Raw genomic sequence first — 15400 nt, 5'->3', positions numbered from 1 at the left:
GACTTACTCCTTGTGGTAGGCGGTGACGCGCTCGACCTCTTCCTTCGAGCCGAGGATCACCGACACGCGCTGGTGCAGGCTTTCTGGCTTGATGTCGAGGATGCGATCGTAACCGTTGGTGGAAGCGCCGCCGGCCTGTTCGATGATGAACGACATCGGGTTGGCTTCGTACATCAGGCGCAGCTTGCCAGGCTTGCTTGGCTCGCGAGCGTCACGTGGGTACATGAACAGGCCGCCACGGGTCAGGATGCGGTGCACGTCGGCCACCATCGAGGCGATCCAGCGCATGTTGTAGTTCTTCTTCAGCGGGCCGGTCTCGCCTGCCAGCAGTTCGCCCACGTAACGCTGTACCGGGGCTTCCCAGTGGCGCTGGTTGGACATGTTGATGGCGAACTCGGCGGTGGCTTCTGGTACGCGGATGTTTTCGTGAGTCAGCACGAAGCTGCCCAGTTCGCGGTCCAGAGTGAAGCCCTTGACGCCATTGCCCAGGGTCAGGACCAGCATGGTCTGCGGGCCGTAGATGGCATAACCAGCAGCAACCTGCTCGGTACCTGGCTGCAGGAACGCTTCTTCGTTGAGGCTTTCGTTCTGGCTCAGGTACTGGTTAGGGCAACGCAGAACCGAGAAGATGGTACCGACCGACACGTTGACGTCGATGTTCGACGAACCGTCCAGCGGGTCGAAGACCAGCAGGTAGGCGCCTTTCGGGTACCTGCCCGGGATCTGGTAGGCGTTGTCCATTTCTTCGGAAGCCATGCCAGCCAGGTGGCCGCCCCACTCGTTGGCTTCCAGCAGGATATCGTTGGAAATCACGTCCAGTTTCTTCTGGACCTCGCCCTGCACGTTTTCAGTGCCCATGCTGCCCAGCACACCACCGAGGGCGCCCTTGGACACGTGATGGCTGATTTCCTTGCACGCACGCGCTACCACTTCGATCAGGAAGCGCAGATCGGCAGGGGTATTGTTGCTGCGGGTCTGCTCAATCAGATAGCGACTCAGGGTAACGCGGGACATGTATGGCTCCGAACGGATTGGGGGGGATGAAAAACCCACGCAGTTTACAGGGAGAGTGACGGGCTAGCGAGTGATGAGACTCGCCACGGCTCTCAGACGGCACAATAGGTCGGTAGTTCAGCCTTCGCCAGGCCGGTGGTCTGGTTGTGGGGCGATTCGCGGGCACGCCCGCTCCTACAGGCTTATGAGGGCCCTGCAAGAGTGGGTTTACCCGCGATCAAGCCAGCACAGGCCTGCCTCAATCCAGCGCCTTCCAGATCTCGGTCGCATACTCACGGATAGTCCGATCCGACGAGAACCAGCCCATCCGCGCGGTATTGAGCACCGCCTTACGCCACCACTCCTGCGGCGTGTGCCACAGTTCCTCGACCCGCCGCTGGGCATCCCAGTAGGCATCGAAATCGGCGCACAGCAGGAAGCGGTCGTAGGCGATCAGGCCGTCGATCAACCCGGTGTAACGAGAGGGGTCATCTGGCGAGAACACACCACTGCGAATAGCCTGCAACACATCGCTCAAGCGGCTGGAAGCGGCTATGGCGGTGCTGGCACCAAAGTCACCGGCACGCTTGCGCGTTTCAACCTGCTGCGCGGTCAGGCCGAAGATGAACATGTTGTCGGCCCCCACCTGCTCGCACATCTCCACATTGGCGCCATCCAGAGTGCCGATGGTCAGCGCACCATTGAGGCCGAACTTCATGTTGCTGGTACCGGACGCTTCGTAACCTGCGGTGGATATCTGCTCGGAAAGGTCGGCCGCCGGGATGATGCTCTCGGCCAGGCTGACGTTGTAGTTGGGCAGGAATACCACCTTCAGCAGGCCGCGCACCGTCGGGTCGTTGTTCACCACCCGGGCGATGTCGTTTGCCAGTTTGATGATCAATTTGGCCTGGTGGTAACTGGCCGCAGCCTTGCCAGCGAAGATCTTCACCCGTGGCACCCAGTTGGTGCCAGGGTCATTGCGTATGGCCTGGTACAGTGCAACGGTGTGCAGCAGGTTGAGCAACTGGCGCTTGTATTCGTGAATGCGTTTGACCTGAACATCGAATAGCGCCTCGGGGTTGACCGTGACGCCGATGCGATCCTGAATGATGCTGGCCAGGGCACGCTTGCTGTGCAGCCGCTGGGCAGCGAACTGCTTGCGAAAAGCGGCTTTGTCGGCGAACGGCACCAGGCCCGCCAGCCGCGTCTGCGGGTCGTCCTTGAGTTCCGGCCCAAGTGCCTCGACCAGCATCTCGGTCAGCTGAGGGTTGGACTGGTACAACCAGCGGCGGAAGGTAATGCCGTTGGTCTTGTTGTTGATCCGTTTCGGGTAGAGCTTGTGCAGCTCGGAGAACACCGTGCTCTTCATCAACTTGCTGTGCAGCGCCGACACGCCGTTGACGCTGTGCGAGCCAAGAAACGCCAGGTTGCCCATGCGCACCCGTCGGCCGTTGTCTTCCTCGATCAGCGAAACCGCGCGCAGCACGTCGAAATCGTGCAGGCCTTTGGCCCGCAACGCATCGATATGGTAGGCATTGATCAGGTAGATGATCTGCATGTGCCGCGGCAACATGCGCTCCATCAGCGCTACCGGCCAGGTTTCCAGGGCTTCTGGCAACAGGGTGTGGTTGGTGTAGGCGAGCGTGCCGACGGTCAGCTCCCAGGCCTTTTCCCAAGGCACTTCGTGCTGGTCCACCAGCAACCGCATCAGCTCCGCCACCGCAATCGAAGGGTGGGTGTCGTTTAGCTGGATGGCCGCTGCATCAGGCAGGTTGAGCAGATCCTTGTGCATGTTCAGGTGGCGCCGCAGCAAGTCCTGCAGCGAAGCCGAGACGAAAAAGTACTCTTGGCGAAGGCGCAGTTCCTGGCCAGCCTCGGTACTGTCGGCTGGGTAAAGCACACGCGAAATGCTCTCGGCACGCGCCACTTCAGCCACAGCCCCCAAGTGATCACCGGCGTTGAAGCGCTCCAGGTGCAGCTCTTCCAGTGCCCGCGCCCGCCAAAGGCGCAGGGTGTTGACGCTGGATCCGCGCCAGCCGACTACCGGCGTGTCGTAGGCCACCGCCCGCACCGTCTCGCCAGGCCACCATACCTGGCGCTGGGCACCGCTTGCATCGTGGACCGTTTCGACACTGCCGCCAAAGCTGATCGGGTAGATCACCTCGGCGCGCTCGAACTCCCAGGGGTTGCCGAAATCCAGCCAGTTTTCGGTCTGCTCCTGCTGCCAGCCATCGACCACGGCCTGACGGAACAGCCCGTGCTCGTAGCGGATGCCGTAACCATGGGCAGCGATACCCAAGGTAGACATGCTCTCCATGAAGCACGCCGCCAGACGGCCAAGGCCGCCATTGCCCAGCGCGGCGTCCGGCTCGAGCAGGCGAATGCGCTCGAGGTCCACATCCAGCCCCTCCAGCGCATCGCGCGCGATGTCCAGCAGGCCCAGGTTGCTCAGGCTGTCATACAGCAAGCGGCCGATGAGAAACTCCAGGGAAAGGTAGTAGACCCGCTTCTGGCTGCGCCGATAGGCCTGCCGGGTGTGATCCATCCAGTGGTCGACCATATGATCGCGCGCGGCCAGGGCAATGGCTTCGAACCAGTCATGGTCGAAGGCATGCTCGGGGTCCTTGCCGACCGCGTAGGTCAGCTTGTTCAGTACAGCGGCACGAAAATCCGCGACTTCGGCGTCACGTGCTTTGGGTTCCTGGGACATGCGGCATCCTCGGGCAAGTTGACGAAAGCGGAGGGAGAGTGATGAGACTAGACCCTTCGACAGGGAGCGACAGTTACGGTTCGCAGTTTTCATGCCCACTCTGCGATTCCGGCAAAAGGTTGTTCATAAATTGAACAATTCCGGTATCATCGCGCGCCCCAAGACCGTGATCCACCTTATAAAGATGAAAACGACCCTGATCGCCGCCGCCGAAGTCGACCGCCTGGAGACTTGGCAGCGCTACGCCAGCCACATGTGCCACGGATGCCATTCGACCTGCTGCACCCTGCCGGTAGAGGTGAAGATCAAGGATCTGATCCGTATCGGCGTGGTCGACGAGTTCGAAAAAGACGAACCACCCAAGAACGTGGCCAAACGCCTGCAAAAAGAAGGCATCATCGAGCGCTTCAACCAGAAGTCGGGGATATTCACCCTGACCCGGATGAGCAACGACGACTGCATGTACCTGGATCGTAAAAGCCGCCTGTGCACCATTTATGACAAGCGCCCGGATACCTGCCGCAACCACCCCAAGGTCGGGCCGCGGCCGGGGTATTGCGCCTACAAGCCCAAAGTGGTTGGGCGCTGATCTATTGCCTGCACCGGCGTCTTCGCGGGTAAACCCGCTCCTACAGGTACTGTGGAGGTCTTGACCTTTGTGGAAATCCTGAGCGGGTTTACCCGCGAAGAGGCCGGTACCACCAGCACAAAAAACCCAGACAAACTAAAACGCCCCCGGCCTTTCGACCGGGGGCGTTTTCATTCAGCCTGAGCTAACTCAGTTCTTGGCTTTCTTGGCTGCGCGGGTACGCTCGCCTTCGTCCAGGATCTTCTTGCGCAGACGGATCGACTTAGGAGTCACTTCGCACAGCTCGTCATCCTGGATGAATTCCAGGGCCTGCTCGAGGGTGTGGCGAACTGGCGGCACCAGGGCGATGACTTCGTCTTTGCCCGAAGCACGCATGTTGTCGAGCTTCTTGCCTTTGGTCGGGTTCACGCCCAGGTCGTTGTCACGGCTGTTCAGGCCGATGATCTGACCGTTGTAGATCTCCTGGCCGTGTTCAACGAACAGCTTGCCGCGAGCCTGCAGGGTTTCCAGCGAGTAGGTCAGTGCCTTGCCGGTCTCGACCGAAACCAGTACGCCGTTGAGGCGGCCGGACATCTGGCCCGACTTCATGGTGTCGTAGCGATCGAAGATCGAGGTCAGGATGCCTGCACCGTTGGTCAGGGTCAGGAACTGGTTACGGAAACCGATCAGACCACGGGCTGGAATGTTGTACTCCAGACGAACGCGGCCCTTGCCATCCGGAACCATGTTGGTCAGGTCGCCTTTACGCAGACCCATTTCTTCCATGACCTTGCCCTGGGATTCTTCAGGGATGTCGATGGTGACGTTCTCGAACGGCTCCTGCTTGACGCCGTCGACTTCGCGGATGATCACTTCAGGACGGCCCACGGCCATTTCGAAGCCTTCACGACGCATGGTTTCGATCAGCACCGACAGGTGCAGCTCACCACGGCCCGAAACCTTGAACTTGTCAGGGGAATCGGTTTCCTGAACGCGCAGAGCAACGTTGTACAGCAGCTCCTTGTCCAGACGGTCCTTGATGTTACGGCTGGTGACGAACTTGCCTTCTTTACCGCAGAACGGCGAGTCGTTGACCTGGAAGGTCATCGAAACGGTCGGCTCGTCAACGGTCAGCGGCTTCATCGCTTCTACCGCATCCGGGGCGCACAGGGTGTCGGAGATGAACAGCTCATCGAAACCGCTGATGCAGACGATATCGCCAGCCTGGGCTTCTTCGACGTCAACGCGGTGCAGACCGTGGTGACCCATCAGCTTCAGGATACGGCCGTTACGCTTCTTGCCGTTGGTGTCGATGGCGACAACCGGGGTGTTCGGCTTGACGCGACCACGGGCGATGCGGCCAACACCGATAACACCGAGGAAGCTGTTGTAGTCCAGTGCGGAGATCTGCATCTGGAACGGGCCTTCGCGGTCAACAGACGGTGCCGGTACGTTGTCGATGATCGACTGGTACAGCGCGGTCATGTCTTCGCCCATGGCGGTGTGGTCCAGGCCGGCAATGCCGTTCAGGGCCGAGGCGTAGACCACTTTGAAGTCCAGCTGTTCGTCGGTGGCACCGAGGTTGTCGAACAGGTCGAAGATCTGGTCCAGAACCCAGTCAGGACGCGCGCCTGGGCGGTCAACCTTGTTGATCACGACGATTGGCTTCAGGCCGGCTTCGAAGGCCTTCTTGGTCACGAAGCGGGTTTGCGGCATCGGGCCGTCCTGGGCGTCGACCAGCAGCAGCACGGAGTCGACCATCGACATTACACGCTCAACCTCGCCACCGAAGTCGGCGTGGCCGGGGGTGTCGACGATGTTGATGTGGTAGCCGTTCCAGTTGATGGCGGTGTTTTTCGCCAGAATGGTAATACCGCGCTCTTTTTCCTGGTCGTTGGAGTCCATGACGCGCTCGTCGTTGAGCTCGTTACGCTCCAGAGTGCCGGACTGACGCAGGAGTTTGTCGACCAGAGTGGTTTTACCATGGTCAACGTGGGCGATGATGGCGATGTTACGCAGATTTTCGATCACAAGTGTATCTCGATCAGAGGATTCGGTTGCCGCCCAGTGTAGGCGGCCAATATGTACTGTTTAAGGCTCAGCGGGCCCGGCGGTCGGGAGGGCGATGGCGAATACTGCCGCCATACAGCCCCGGCATCTTATGTCGGACGATAAACACGCACATTGGCATGTCCCTCACTGAGCAGGTGGTGTGCGTGCAAACGGCTCATCACACCCTTGTCGCAATACAGCAAGTACTGGCGCGTAGGGTCCAGGTGCTTGAACTTGCTGTTGATGGCATAGAACGGCATGGCCTGGACCTCGATACCTTCCAGCACCAGTGGTTCGTCTTCCTGGGCATCGGGGTGGCGAATGTCGATGACGATCTGGCCAGGCAGCGCCTCGGCCACTTCCTCGATTTCGATGTCCTTGCCCAGCTCATCGATCACATGGTCGATGGAAATGAACTTGGCGCGCTCAAGAGCGCGCTCCAGCACGGCCATGTCGAACTGCTTTTCTTCGTGCTCCATGCGGTGACGCTTGGCATGGGTAGTCGGGTTTACCGAGATCACGCCGCAGTATTCCGGCATGTGCTTGGCAAAGTCCGCGGTGCCGATTTCGGTGGCCTGGTCGATGATGTCCTGCTTGTGGCTGGCCAGCAGCGGGCGCAGCACCAGCTTGTCGGTGGCCGAGTCGATGATCGACAGGTTCGGCAAGGTCTGGCTGGACACCTGGGAAATCGCTTCGCCGGTCACCAGCGCGTCGATCTGCAGGCGGTCGGCCATATGGGCGGCGCCGCGCAGCATCATGCGCTTGAGGGTCACGCCCATGTAGCTGTTGTCGACCTTGTTGAGGATTTCGCCAACCACTTCTTCGAACGGCACGCTGATGAACAGTACACGCTGGCTGCTGCCGTACTTCTTCCACAGGTAGTGGGCCACTTCCATCACGCCCAGCTCGTGGGCACGGCCGCCGAGGTTGAAGAAGCAGAAGTGGGTCATCAGGCCGCGGCGCATCATCTGGTAGGCCGCAACGGTGGAGTCGAAACCACCGGACATCAGCACCAGAGTCTGCTCCAGGGCGCCCAGCGGATAACCGCCGATGCCGTTGTGCTGGTTGTGGATCACGTACAGGCGCTGGTCGCGGATTTCGATGCGCACCAGCACTTCAGGCTTTTTCAGCTCGATCCCGGCGGCGCCACACTGCTGGCGCAGCTGGCTGCCGACATAACGGTCGACATCCATCGAGGTGAAGTCATGGTGGCCACCGCGCTTGCAGCGCACGGCGAAGTGCTTGCCGGCCAGCAGGTGACCGAAGTGGTGCTTGCACTTGGCGACGATGTCGTCGAAGTCACCCAGCGGGTATTCCTCAACCTGCAGGAAGTGGGTGATACCCGGCGTGCAGGTGAGGCGTTCGATCATCTCGCGCTGGACTTTTTCGTCTTCGACGCGGGTAACCACTTCGAGATTGTCCCAGACACCATCTACCGCGAGCTCAGGGTCGAGATCCTTGAGCACGTTGCGGATGTTCTTGCCAAGCTGGCGGATGAAGCGCTTGCGCACCGGCCGGCTTTTGATGGTGATTTCTGGGAAGACTTTGACGATAAGTTTCATTGGTTAACAGCGCGCGCAGGGCCTGCCGAAAATGAGGGGCGCGAATTATATCGGAAATTGCTCAGGATTTGACCAACTTTTGATCAGAAGCTTTGAGATAAATGTCAGAGCCGGATTTTTTGGTGCCCGTTAGATCGAGCGCCGCCCGCGCGGCGCATCGCGAGCAAGCTCGCTCCTACTTCTGTTTCGGGCCTATATGCCTGTGGGATTTGCGCGCGAACGCCTTGGCGCATGGCGCAATATATTACGTCGTACAAACAAGGCGGTCGCGCGCGCCTGTCACAGGCGTAACTGGCCCGAAACAGAAGCAGGAGCGAGCTTGCTCGCGATGCGCCGCGCGGGCGGCGCTCGGTCTAACGGGCACCACAAAAACCAAAGCGTGCACACTATTGGTGCGCCGCCTCAAAAATTCGCATCTTAAGGGTGCACTTTCCCGGCCTACCCCAACGCCAAATGCCCGCAAACGCCCCCTTTTATCCCAGCCTCGCCATTTTCGGGCACTGGCATGCAATTTGCTCCCTTGTGAGGCAGGTAAGCTTGGCCGACTATCCGCGCCCGGCAACACCCTTTTTCCAGGGCAGCGGCCCACCGCGCTCTAGACCATCCGGAGGACAACATGTCGAAGTCGGTTCAACTCATCAAAGATCATGACGTCAAGTGGATTGATCTGCGTTTCACGGACACCAAAGGCACTCAGCACCACGTGACCATGCCGTCGCGTGATGCGCTGGACGAAGACTTCTTCGAAGTCGGCAAGATGTTCGACGGTTCCTCCATCGCTGGCTGGAAAGGCATCGAAGCCTCCGACATGATCCTGATGCCGGTTGACGAAACCGCCGTTCTGGATCCGTTCACCGAAGAGCCAACCCTGATCATTACCTGCGACATCGTCGATCCGTCGAGCATGCAGGGCTACGATCGTGACCCACGTGCAATCGCCAAGCGCGCCGAAGAGTACCTGAAGAGCACCGGCATCGGTGACACCGTATTCGCCGGCCCAGAGCCTGAGTTCTTCATCTTCGACGAAGTGAAGTTCCAGTCGGACATCTCCGGCTCGATGTTCAAGATCTTCTCCGAGCAGGGCTCGTGGATGACCGGCGCTGACGTGGAAGGCGGTAACAAAGGCCACCGTCCAGGCGTGAAAGGCGGCTACTTCCCGGTTCCGCCGTTCGACCACGACCACGAAATCCGTACTGCCATGTGCAACGCTCTGGAAGAAATGGGCCAGACCGTTGAAGTTCACCACCACGAAGTGGCGACTGCCGGCCAGAACGAAATCGGCGTCAAGTTCAACACCCTGGTGAAGAAGGCTGACGAAGTACAGGCGCTGAAATACGTCGTGCACAACGTTGCCGACGCTTACGGCCGTACCGCCACCTTCATGCCGAAGCCACTGTACGGCGACAACGGCTCGGGCATGCACGTGCACATGTCGATCTGGAAAGACGGCAAGAACACCTTCTCGGGTGAAGGCTATGCCGGCCTGTCCGACACCGCCCTGTACTTCATCGGCGGTATCATCAAGCACGGTAAGGCCCTGAACGGCTTCACCAACCCGTCGACCAACTCCTACAAGCGTCTGGTTCCAGGCTTCGAAGCCCCGGTAATGCTGGCCTACTCGGCTCGCAACCGCTCCGCCTCGATCCGTATTCCTTACGTTGGCAGCCCGAAAGCCCGCCGTATCGAAGCACGCTTCCCGGACCCATCGGCCAACCCGTACCTGGCCTTCGCGGCCCTGCTGATGGCTGGCCTGGACGGCATCCAGAACAAGATCCACCCAGGCGACGCGGCCGACAAGAACCTGTACGACCTGCCACCAGAAGAAGCCAAGAACATCCCGCAAGTGTGCGGCAGCCTGAAAGAAGCTCTGGAAGAGCTGGATAAAGGCCGTGCGTTCCTGACCAAGGGCGGCGTGTTCTCCGACGACTTCATCGATGCCTTCATCGAGCTGAAGAGCGAAGAAGAAATCAAGGTGCGCACCTTCGTACACCCGCTGGAATACGAGCTGTACTACAGCTGCTGATCTGATTGGCGCCCCGCGCCGATGACATGATCACAACGGCCTCCTTCGGGAGGCCGTTTTCGTTTCTGCGCACCAAGCAGAAGCACTGCAACCCCGCCTGTCACGCTATGCTCCATCTTGGTGCACTAATTCATGCCACGCCCTCATTTGCTCCCCAATCTGGTTCAAATTAAACGTTTCATCAAGACTTTATGGTCCGAATTTGCGCAGATTCAGGCCTTTATCGGTAAATCCCGCTTCTTTTCGGAGCTTTGGTTTGTTTCTTGCATTTTTTTTCCAGAGTCTCGCATCAGTGGATCCACCCCGCGTCCAGCCCTGGCCAAAGCAGTGCCAGGCAAGCGCCAAAAGAGGTCAACGACGCCTTATGACCATCAGCGATGCACAGCACCGTCTGCTTCTGGACAACCTGACCACCGCCACGTTGCTGCTCAACGCCGAGCTGCGCCTGGAGTACATGAACCCGGCCGCAGAAATGCTGCTGGCCGTCAGTGGCCAGCGCAGCCATGGGCAGTTCATCAGCGAGCTGTTCACCGAATCGACCGAAGCGCTCAGCTCGCTGCGCCAGGCGGTCGAGCAGGCGCACCCGTTCACCAAGCGTGAAGCGCAGCTCACATCGCTGACCGGGCAGACCATCACCGTCGACTACGCGGTAACGCCGATACTGCATCAAGGCCAGACCCTGCTGTTGCTCGAAGTGCACCCGCGGGACCGGCTGCTGCGCATCACCAAGGAAGAGGCCCAACTGAGCAAGCAGGAAACCACCAAGATGCTGGTGCGCGGCCTGGCCCACGAAATCAAGAACCCCCTTGGCGGCATCCGCGGAGCGGCCCAGCTACTGGCCCGCGAACTGCCCGAAGAAGGGCTGCGCGACTACACCAATGTGATCATCGAAGAGGCCGACCGCTTGCGTAACCTGGTCGACCGCATGCTCGGCTCGAACAAGCTGCCGTCGCTGGCCATGACCAATATTCACGAAGTGCTGGAGCGGGTGTGCAGCCTGGTCGATGCCGAAAGCCAGGGGTGCATCACTTTGGTGCGCGATTACGACCCAAGCCTTCCGGACGTGCTGATCGACCGAGAACAGATGATTCAGGCCGTACTCAACATCGTGCGCAACGCCATGCAGGCGATCAGCGCGCAGAATGAGCTGCGCCTGGGTCGCATTACCTTGCGCAGCCGCGCCCTGCGCCAGTTCACCATCGGCCACGTCCGTCACCGCCTGGTAGCGCGGGTAGAGATTATCGACAACGGCCCGGGCATCCCGCCAGAACTGCAGGACACCCTCTTCTATCCCATGGTCAGTGGCCGCCCGGACGGTACCGGGCTGGGCCTGGCCATTACCCAGAACATCATCAGCCAGCACCAGGGCCTGATCGAGTGTGAAAGCCACGCAGGCCACACCGCCTTCTCGATTTACCTGCCTCTGGAACAAGGAGCCACCGCCTCATGAGCCGAAGTGAAACCGTATGGATCGTCGACGATGATCGCTCCATCCGCTGGGTCCTGGAAAAAGCCCTGCAACAGGAAGGCATGACCACCCAGAGCTTCGACAGCGCAGACGGTGTCATGGGGCGCCTGGCACGACAGCAACCCGACGTGATCATTTCCGACATTCGCATGCCTGGCACCAGCGGCCTCGACCTGCTGGCGCAGATCCGTGAACAGCACCCGCGCCTGCCGGTCATCATCATGACCGCCCACTCCGACCTGGACAGCGCCGTGGCCTCGTACCAGGGCGGTGCCTTCGAGTACCTGCCCAAGCCATTCGACGTCGACGAAGCGGTATCGCTGGTCAAGCGCGCCAACCAGCACGCCCAGGAGCAGCAAGGCCTGGATGTGCCACAGAACCTGGCGCGCACCCCGGAAATCATTGGCGAAGCCCCGGCGATGCAGGAGGTGTTCCGTGCCATCGGCCGCCTCAGCCACTCCAACATCACCGTGCTGATCAACGGCGAGTCCGGCACCGGCAAAGAACTGGTGGCCCACGCCCTGCACCGGCACAGCCCGCGCGCAGCATCGCCGTTCATTGCCCTGAACATGGCCGCCATCCCCAAGGATCTGATGGAGTCGGAGCTGTTCGGCCATGAGAAAGGCGCCTTCACAGGTGCTGCCAACTTGCGTCGGGGCCGTTTCGAGCAGGCCGATGGCGGCACGCTGTTCCTCGACGAAATCGGGGACATGCCCGCCGACACCCAGACCCGCCTGCTGCGCGTGCTGGCCGACGGCGAGTTCTACCGCGTGGGCGGCCACGTGCCGGTCAAGGTCGACGTGCGCATCATCGCCGCCACCCACCAGAACCTGGAATCACTGGTGCAGGCCGGCAAGTTCCGTGAAGACTTGTTCCACCGTCTTAATGTCATCCGTATCCACATTCCGCGCCTGGCCGACCGCCGCGAAGATATCCCCGCCCTCGCCCGCCACTTCCTTGCCCGGGCCGCCCAGGAGTTGGCAGTCGAGCCGAAGATCCTCAAGCCGGAGACTGAAGAGTTCATCCGCAACCTGCCATGGCCGGGCAACGTGCGGCAGATGGAGAACACTTGCCGCTGGATTACCGTGATGGCCTCCAGCCGCGAAGTGCTGATCGGTGACCTGCCGCCAGAACTGCTGAACCTGCCACAAGACGCCGCGCCGGTAACCAACTGGGAGCAGGCCCTGCGCCAGTGGGCCGACCAGGCGTTGACGCGCGGGCAGACCAGCCTGCTGGACAGCGCAGTGCCGAGCTTTGAACGGATCATGATCGAGACGGCACTCAAGCACACCGCCGGACGCCGGCGGGATGCCGCGCTGTTGCTGGGCTGGGGGCGTAACACCCTGACGCGCAAGATCAAGGAATTGGGGATGAATGTGGCGGGAGGGGATGATGAGGAAGGTGATGATCACTGAGTTCCGGATTAATCCGTAGACCTCTGGGGCCGCTTTGCGGCCCCAGTCATTTCAGCCCCCCGATGCACCGATCCTGTGCCCGGTGCACCTCACGAAGGCACAAATCCCCTCAAAAGCCGGCCAATTCGTCCTCAAAGCCCAGTATTCACGGGTTTTGCAAAACTGGCACGCCCCCTGCAATAAGCAATACATCTCCAGTTTCGGGGGCCCTGGTACAGGCAGGCCGGGTGAACCCCTCTTTTATACGCAGCACCGCCCGTTTTGGGGACCTCGGTACAGGCAGGCCGGGACATCCCCCCTTTATACGCAGTACCCCTTTTGGGGACCCTGGTACAGGCAGGCCGGGATATCCCCTCTTTTATTCGTGCAGTTTCACTTGCACCCGCCAGCGCCCAGCGTCCTCTGCACCGGCCCATTCGCCGTGCAGGGCGCGCGCGGCCACCACCGTCAGCAACAAACCTTCCTTGCTGTGCTGTATCCGCCAGCTCACCGGCTTGCCTTGCAGGCTAAGCTGCCCTTGCTGAGCCTTGCCCTGGGCCTGGAACAGCAATGCCACTGTCCCTTCCACGTTCTCGCCATGCAGCTTGGGCTCTTCGTTGAACCAAAGCTCCAGGCCATCCTGCATCACCTGCACCTGCTGCAACTCACGCTCGTCGGGCGTAGTCAGGCGACCGATCATCAGCCCCACCATCAAGCCGACAATCGCCAACGACAGCATCACCCGTGGGAAGGCCTTCGAACGCACATCCGGTTCAGGGGTAGAATGCCCGTCATCTTCACGCTTGGAGCCGTGCATGTTTCACGTCATCCTTTTTCAACCAGAAATTCCGCCGAATACCGGCAACATCATTCGTCTATGCGCCAACAGCGGCTGCGCGCTGCACCTGATCGAACCCATCAGCTTCGAACTGGATGACAAGCGCCTGCGCCGCGCAGGGCTGGACTACCACGAGTATGCCACGCTCAAGCGTCACGAGAGCTTGGCCGGATGCCTGGAAAGCCTTGGCAACCCAAGGTTGTTCGCCTTTACCACCAAGGGCTCGCACCCGTTCCACGAAGTGGCCTTCCAGCCGGGCGACGCCTTCCTGTTCGGGCCGGAGAGCCGCGGGCTGCCGGCCGAGGTGCTGGACAGCCTGCCGGCCGAGCACCGCCTGCGCCTGCCGATGCGGCCGGGGTGCCGTAGCCTGAACCTGTCCAATACCGTGGCGGTGACGGTGTATGAGGCGTGGCGGCAGAACGGGTTTGCCGGGAGCTGATGTGTCGCCTGTGCCGGCCTCTTCGCGGGTAAACCCGCTCCTACACAGGTCAAGGGAACGGCGCGATCGCCTGTAGGAGCGGGTTTACCCGCGAAGAGGCCCGCACAGGCAAAAAAAAGCGCCCCGAAAGGCGCTTTCTTGATACCGGCAGTTATTACTGCACAGTAGGCGCTTCACCCGCTTCCTGCATACGCTGCATTTCTTGCGCGTACAGGGCGTCGAAGTTGACAGGCGACAGCATCAGCGCCGGGAACGAACCGCGAGTCACCAGGCTATCCAAGGCCTCACGGGCATAAGGGAACAGGATGTTAGGGCAGAACGCACCCAGGGTGTGGCTCATCGAAGGCGCATCGAGGTTGGCGATCAGGAAGATACCGGCCTGCTGCACTTCAGCAATGAAGGCCACTTCGTCACCGTTCTTGACGGTAACCGACAGGGTCAGCACGACCTCGTGGAAGTCGCCTTCCAGGGATTTCTGCTTGGTGTTCAGGTCCAGGGCAACGCTTGGCTCCCAGGTCTGACGGAAGATCTGCGGGCTTTTCGGGGCCTCGAACGACAGGTCGCGCACATAGATGCGTTGCAGAGAGAACTGAGGGCTGTTGTCTTCTGCAGCAGCGCCGTTGGTCTGTTGGTCAGTCATGTCAGATCCTTATCCTAATGTTTTTGAATGCAGTGCAAATCAGGCCGCCAGCAGCGCGTCGAGCTTGCCTACGCGCTCCAGGGCATAGAGGTCATCGCATCCACCGACATGGGTGCTGCCGATCCAGATCTGCGGCACAGACGTACGGCCGGCTTTCTGACTCATCTCGGCGCGAACCTGCGGCTTGCCGTCGACCTTGATTTCCTCGAAGGCCACGCCCTTGCTCTCGAGCAGGTACTTGGCGCGCATGCAGTAGGGGCAGTAGTCGCTGGAATAGACGATGACAGGCTTCATATCACTTCACCAGGGGCAGGTTATCGGCTTTCCAGCTGGAAACGCCACCGCTCAGTTTGGCGGCGTTGTAACCAGCTTTGAGCAGCTCGCGGCAAATGGTGCCGGACTGCTGGCCCATCGCGTCGACGACAATCAGGGTCTTCTCTTTATGTTTGCCCAACTCGGTCATGCGGTTGGCCAGTTTGTCCTGCGGGATGTTCACCGCACCGACGATATGACCAGCGGAGTATTCCTTGGCCGGGCGAATGTCGATCACCAGGGCCTTCTCGGCATTGACCATGGCTGTCAGTTGGCCATTAGTCAGGCTCTGGCCACCACGACGGATTTCATTGATGAGCAGCAGGACCAGCAAAATGAGGAAGATCGCAACCAGGATGTAGTGATCTGTCGCGAATTGAATCAGGTGAGCAACCATCAGC

General features: G+C 60.3%; 13 protein-coding genes. 5 read left to right on the top strand and 8 right to left on the bottom strand.

The annotated features are described in order from the left end of the window. Positions 1-3: 3 nt before the first annotated feature. Positions 4-1014, bottom strand: coding sequence for a class 1 fructose-bisphosphatase (locus INQ47_RS06995; protein WP_252461023.1), 1011 nt, complete (start codon positions 1012-1014; stop codon positions 4-6). Positions 1015-1252: 238 nt separating this feature from the next. Further along, positions 1253-3703 (bottom strand): glycogen/starch/alpha-glucan phosphorylase, encoded by a 2451-nt coding sequence (locus tag INQ47_RS06990; protein ID WP_404701393.1) that lies wholly within the window; start codon positions 3701-3703, stop codon positions 1253-1255. Between the two features lie 184 nt (positions 3704-3887). Here INQ47_RS06990 and INQ47_RS06985 point away from each other — a divergent pair, with 184 nt between their 5' ends. Further along, a complete protein-coding gene (locus tag INQ47_RS06985; RefSeq protein WP_049870388.1) occupies positions 3888-4292 on the top strand; it encodes a YkgJ family cysteine cluster protein in 405 nt (134 codons plus the stop codon). Positions 4293-4481: 189 nt separating this feature from the next. Here the strand turns inward: INQ47_RS06985 and typA are convergent, their stop codons facing one another. Then, a complete protein-coding gene (gene typA, locus INQ47_RS06980) occupies positions 4482-6302 on the bottom strand; it encodes a translational GTPase TypA (RefSeq protein WP_021783717.1) in 1821 nt (606 codons plus the stop codon). 128 nt (positions 6303-6430) lie between these two features. Beyond that, the gene (thiI, locus tag INQ47_RS06975; protein ID WP_003249221.1) at positions 6431-7885 is read right to left on the bottom strand and encodes a tRNA uracil 4-sulfurtransferase ThiI; all 1455 of its coding nucleotides are present in this window, start codon (positions 7883-7885) and stop codon (positions 6431-6433) included. A gap of 616 nt (positions 7886-8501) precedes the next feature. Between thiI and glnA the strand changes: the two genes are divergently transcribed. The 3 genes from glnA to ntrC all read left to right on the top strand — a co-directional run bounded on the left by glnA (position 8502) and on the right by ntrC (position 12791). Next, complete coding sequence (gene glnA / locus INQ47_RS06970) at positions 8502-9908, top strand: type I glutamate--ammonia ligase (RefSeq protein ID WP_021783715.1); 1407 nt, start codon at positions 8502-8504, stop codon at positions 9906-9908. A 364-nt stretch (positions 9909-10272) separates the two neighbouring features. Beyond that, entirely contained in the window at positions 10273-11358 is a 1086-nt protein-coding gene (gene glnL / locus INQ47_RS06965; protein ID WP_209969488.1) for a nitrogen regulation protein NR(II), read from the top strand. After that, the gene (gene ntrC / locus INQ47_RS06960; protein WP_404701392.1) at positions 11355-12791 is read left to right on the top strand and encodes a nitrogen regulation protein NR(I); all 1437 of its coding nucleotides are present in this window, start codon (positions 11355-11357) and stop codon (positions 12789-12791) included. The genes glnL and ntrC overlap by 4 nt, the downstream gene beginning before the upstream one ends. A gap of 358 nt (positions 12792-13149) precedes the next feature. On the opposite strand, the gene INQ47_RS06955 is transcribed toward ntrC, so the two are convergent. After that, entirely contained in the window at positions 13150-13587 is a 438-nt protein-coding gene (locus INQ47_RS06955; protein WP_252461027.1) for a hypothetical protein, read from the bottom strand. Between INQ47_RS06955 and trmL the strand changes: the two genes are divergently transcribed. Next, complete coding sequence (trmL, locus tag INQ47_RS06950) at positions 13586-14047, top strand: tRNA (uridine(34)/cytosine(34)/5-carboxymethylaminomethyluridine(34)-2'-O)-methyltransferase TrmL (protein ID WP_003249209.1); 462 nt, start codon at positions 13586-13588, stop codon at positions 14045-14047. The two genes, INQ47_RS06955 and trmL, sit on opposite strands and share 2 nt — an antisense overlap. 154 nt (positions 14048-14201) lie before the next feature. On the opposite strand, the gene secB is transcribed toward trmL, so the two are convergent. The 3 genes from secB to INQ47_RS06935 are packed head-to-tail and all read right to left on the bottom strand — an operon-like array spanning position 14202 to position 15396. Then, on the bottom strand, positions 14202-14687 hold the full coding sequence (gene secB / locus INQ47_RS06945) for a protein-export chaperone SecB (RefSeq protein ID WP_003249206.1): 486 nt from the start codon (positions 14685-14687) through the stop codon (positions 14202-14204). A 39-nt stretch (positions 14688-14726) separates the two neighbouring features. After that, positions 14727-14981 (bottom strand): glutaredoxin 3, encoded by a 255-nt coding sequence (grxC, locus tag INQ47_RS06940; protein ID WP_404701391.1) that lies wholly within the window; start codon positions 14979-14981, stop codon positions 14727-14729. Between the two features lies 1 nt (position 14982). Next, positions 14983-15396 (bottom strand): rhodanese-like domain-containing protein, encoded by a 414-nt coding sequence (locus INQ47_RS06935; RefSeq protein ID WP_176684807.1) that lies wholly within the window; start codon positions 15394-15396, stop codon positions 14983-14985. Positions 15397-15400: the final 4 nt, after the last annotated feature.

Origin of the sequence: Pseudomonas sp. 3HC3 (genome assembly GCF_044904505.1) — a bacterium.
Classification (GTDB): domain Bacteria; phylum Pseudomonadota; class Gammaproteobacteria; order Pseudomonadales; family Pseudomonadaceae; genus Aquipseudomonas; species Aquipseudomonas putida_Y.
The sequence above is the reverse complement of the archived record's forward strand: the minus strand, read 5'-3'. Positions and strand labels throughout refer to the sequence as shown.

Excerpts from the sequence above, each read along its gene's own strand:
- INQ47_RS06995 (WP_252461023.1), bottom strand. The coding sequence starts at position 1,014 with ATGTCCCGCGTTACCCTGAGTCGCTATCTGATTGAGCAGACCCGCAGC.
- INQ47_RS06990 (WP_404701393.1), bottom strand. The coding sequence starts at position 3,703 with ATGTCCCAGGAACCCAAAGCACGTGACGCCGAAGTCGCGGATTTTCGT.
- INQ47_RS06985 (WP_049870388.1), top strand. The coding sequence starts at position 3,888 with ATGAAAACGACCCTGATCGCCGCCGCCGAAGTCGACCGCCTGGAGACT.
- thiI (WP_003249221.1), bottom strand. The coding sequence starts at position 7,885 with ATGAAACTTATCGTCAAAGTCTTCCCAGAAATCACCATCAAAAGCCGG.
- glnA (WP_021783715.1), top strand. The coding sequence starts at position 8,502 with ATGTCGAAGTCGGTTCAACTCATCAAAGATCATGACGTCAAGTGGATT.
- glnL (WP_209969488.1), top strand. The coding sequence starts at position 10,273 with ATGACCATCAGCGATGCACAGCACCGTCTGCTTCTGGACAACCTGACC.
- ntrC (WP_404701392.1), top strand. The coding sequence starts at position 11,355 with ATGAGCCGAAGTGAAACCGTATGGATCGTCGACGATGATCGCTCCATC.
- trmL (WP_003249209.1), top strand. The coding sequence starts at position 13,586 with ATGTTTCACGTCATCCTTTTTCAACCAGAAATTCCGCCGAATACCGGC.
- INQ47_RS06955 (WP_252461027.1), bottom strand. The coding sequence starts at position 13,587 with ATGCACGGCTCCAAGCGTGAAGATGACGGGCATTCTACCCCTGAACCG.
- secB (WP_003249206.1), bottom strand. The coding sequence starts at position 14,687 with ATGACTGACCAACAGACCAACGGCGCTGCTGCAGAAGACAACAGCCCT.
- grxC (WP_404701391.1), bottom strand. The coding sequence starts at position 14,981 with ATGAAGCCTGTCATCGTCTATTCCAGCGACTACTGCCCCTACTGCATG.
- INQ47_RS06935 (WP_176684807.1), bottom strand. The coding sequence starts at position 15,396 with ATGGTTGCTCACCTGATTCAATTCGCGACAGATCACTACATCCTGGTT.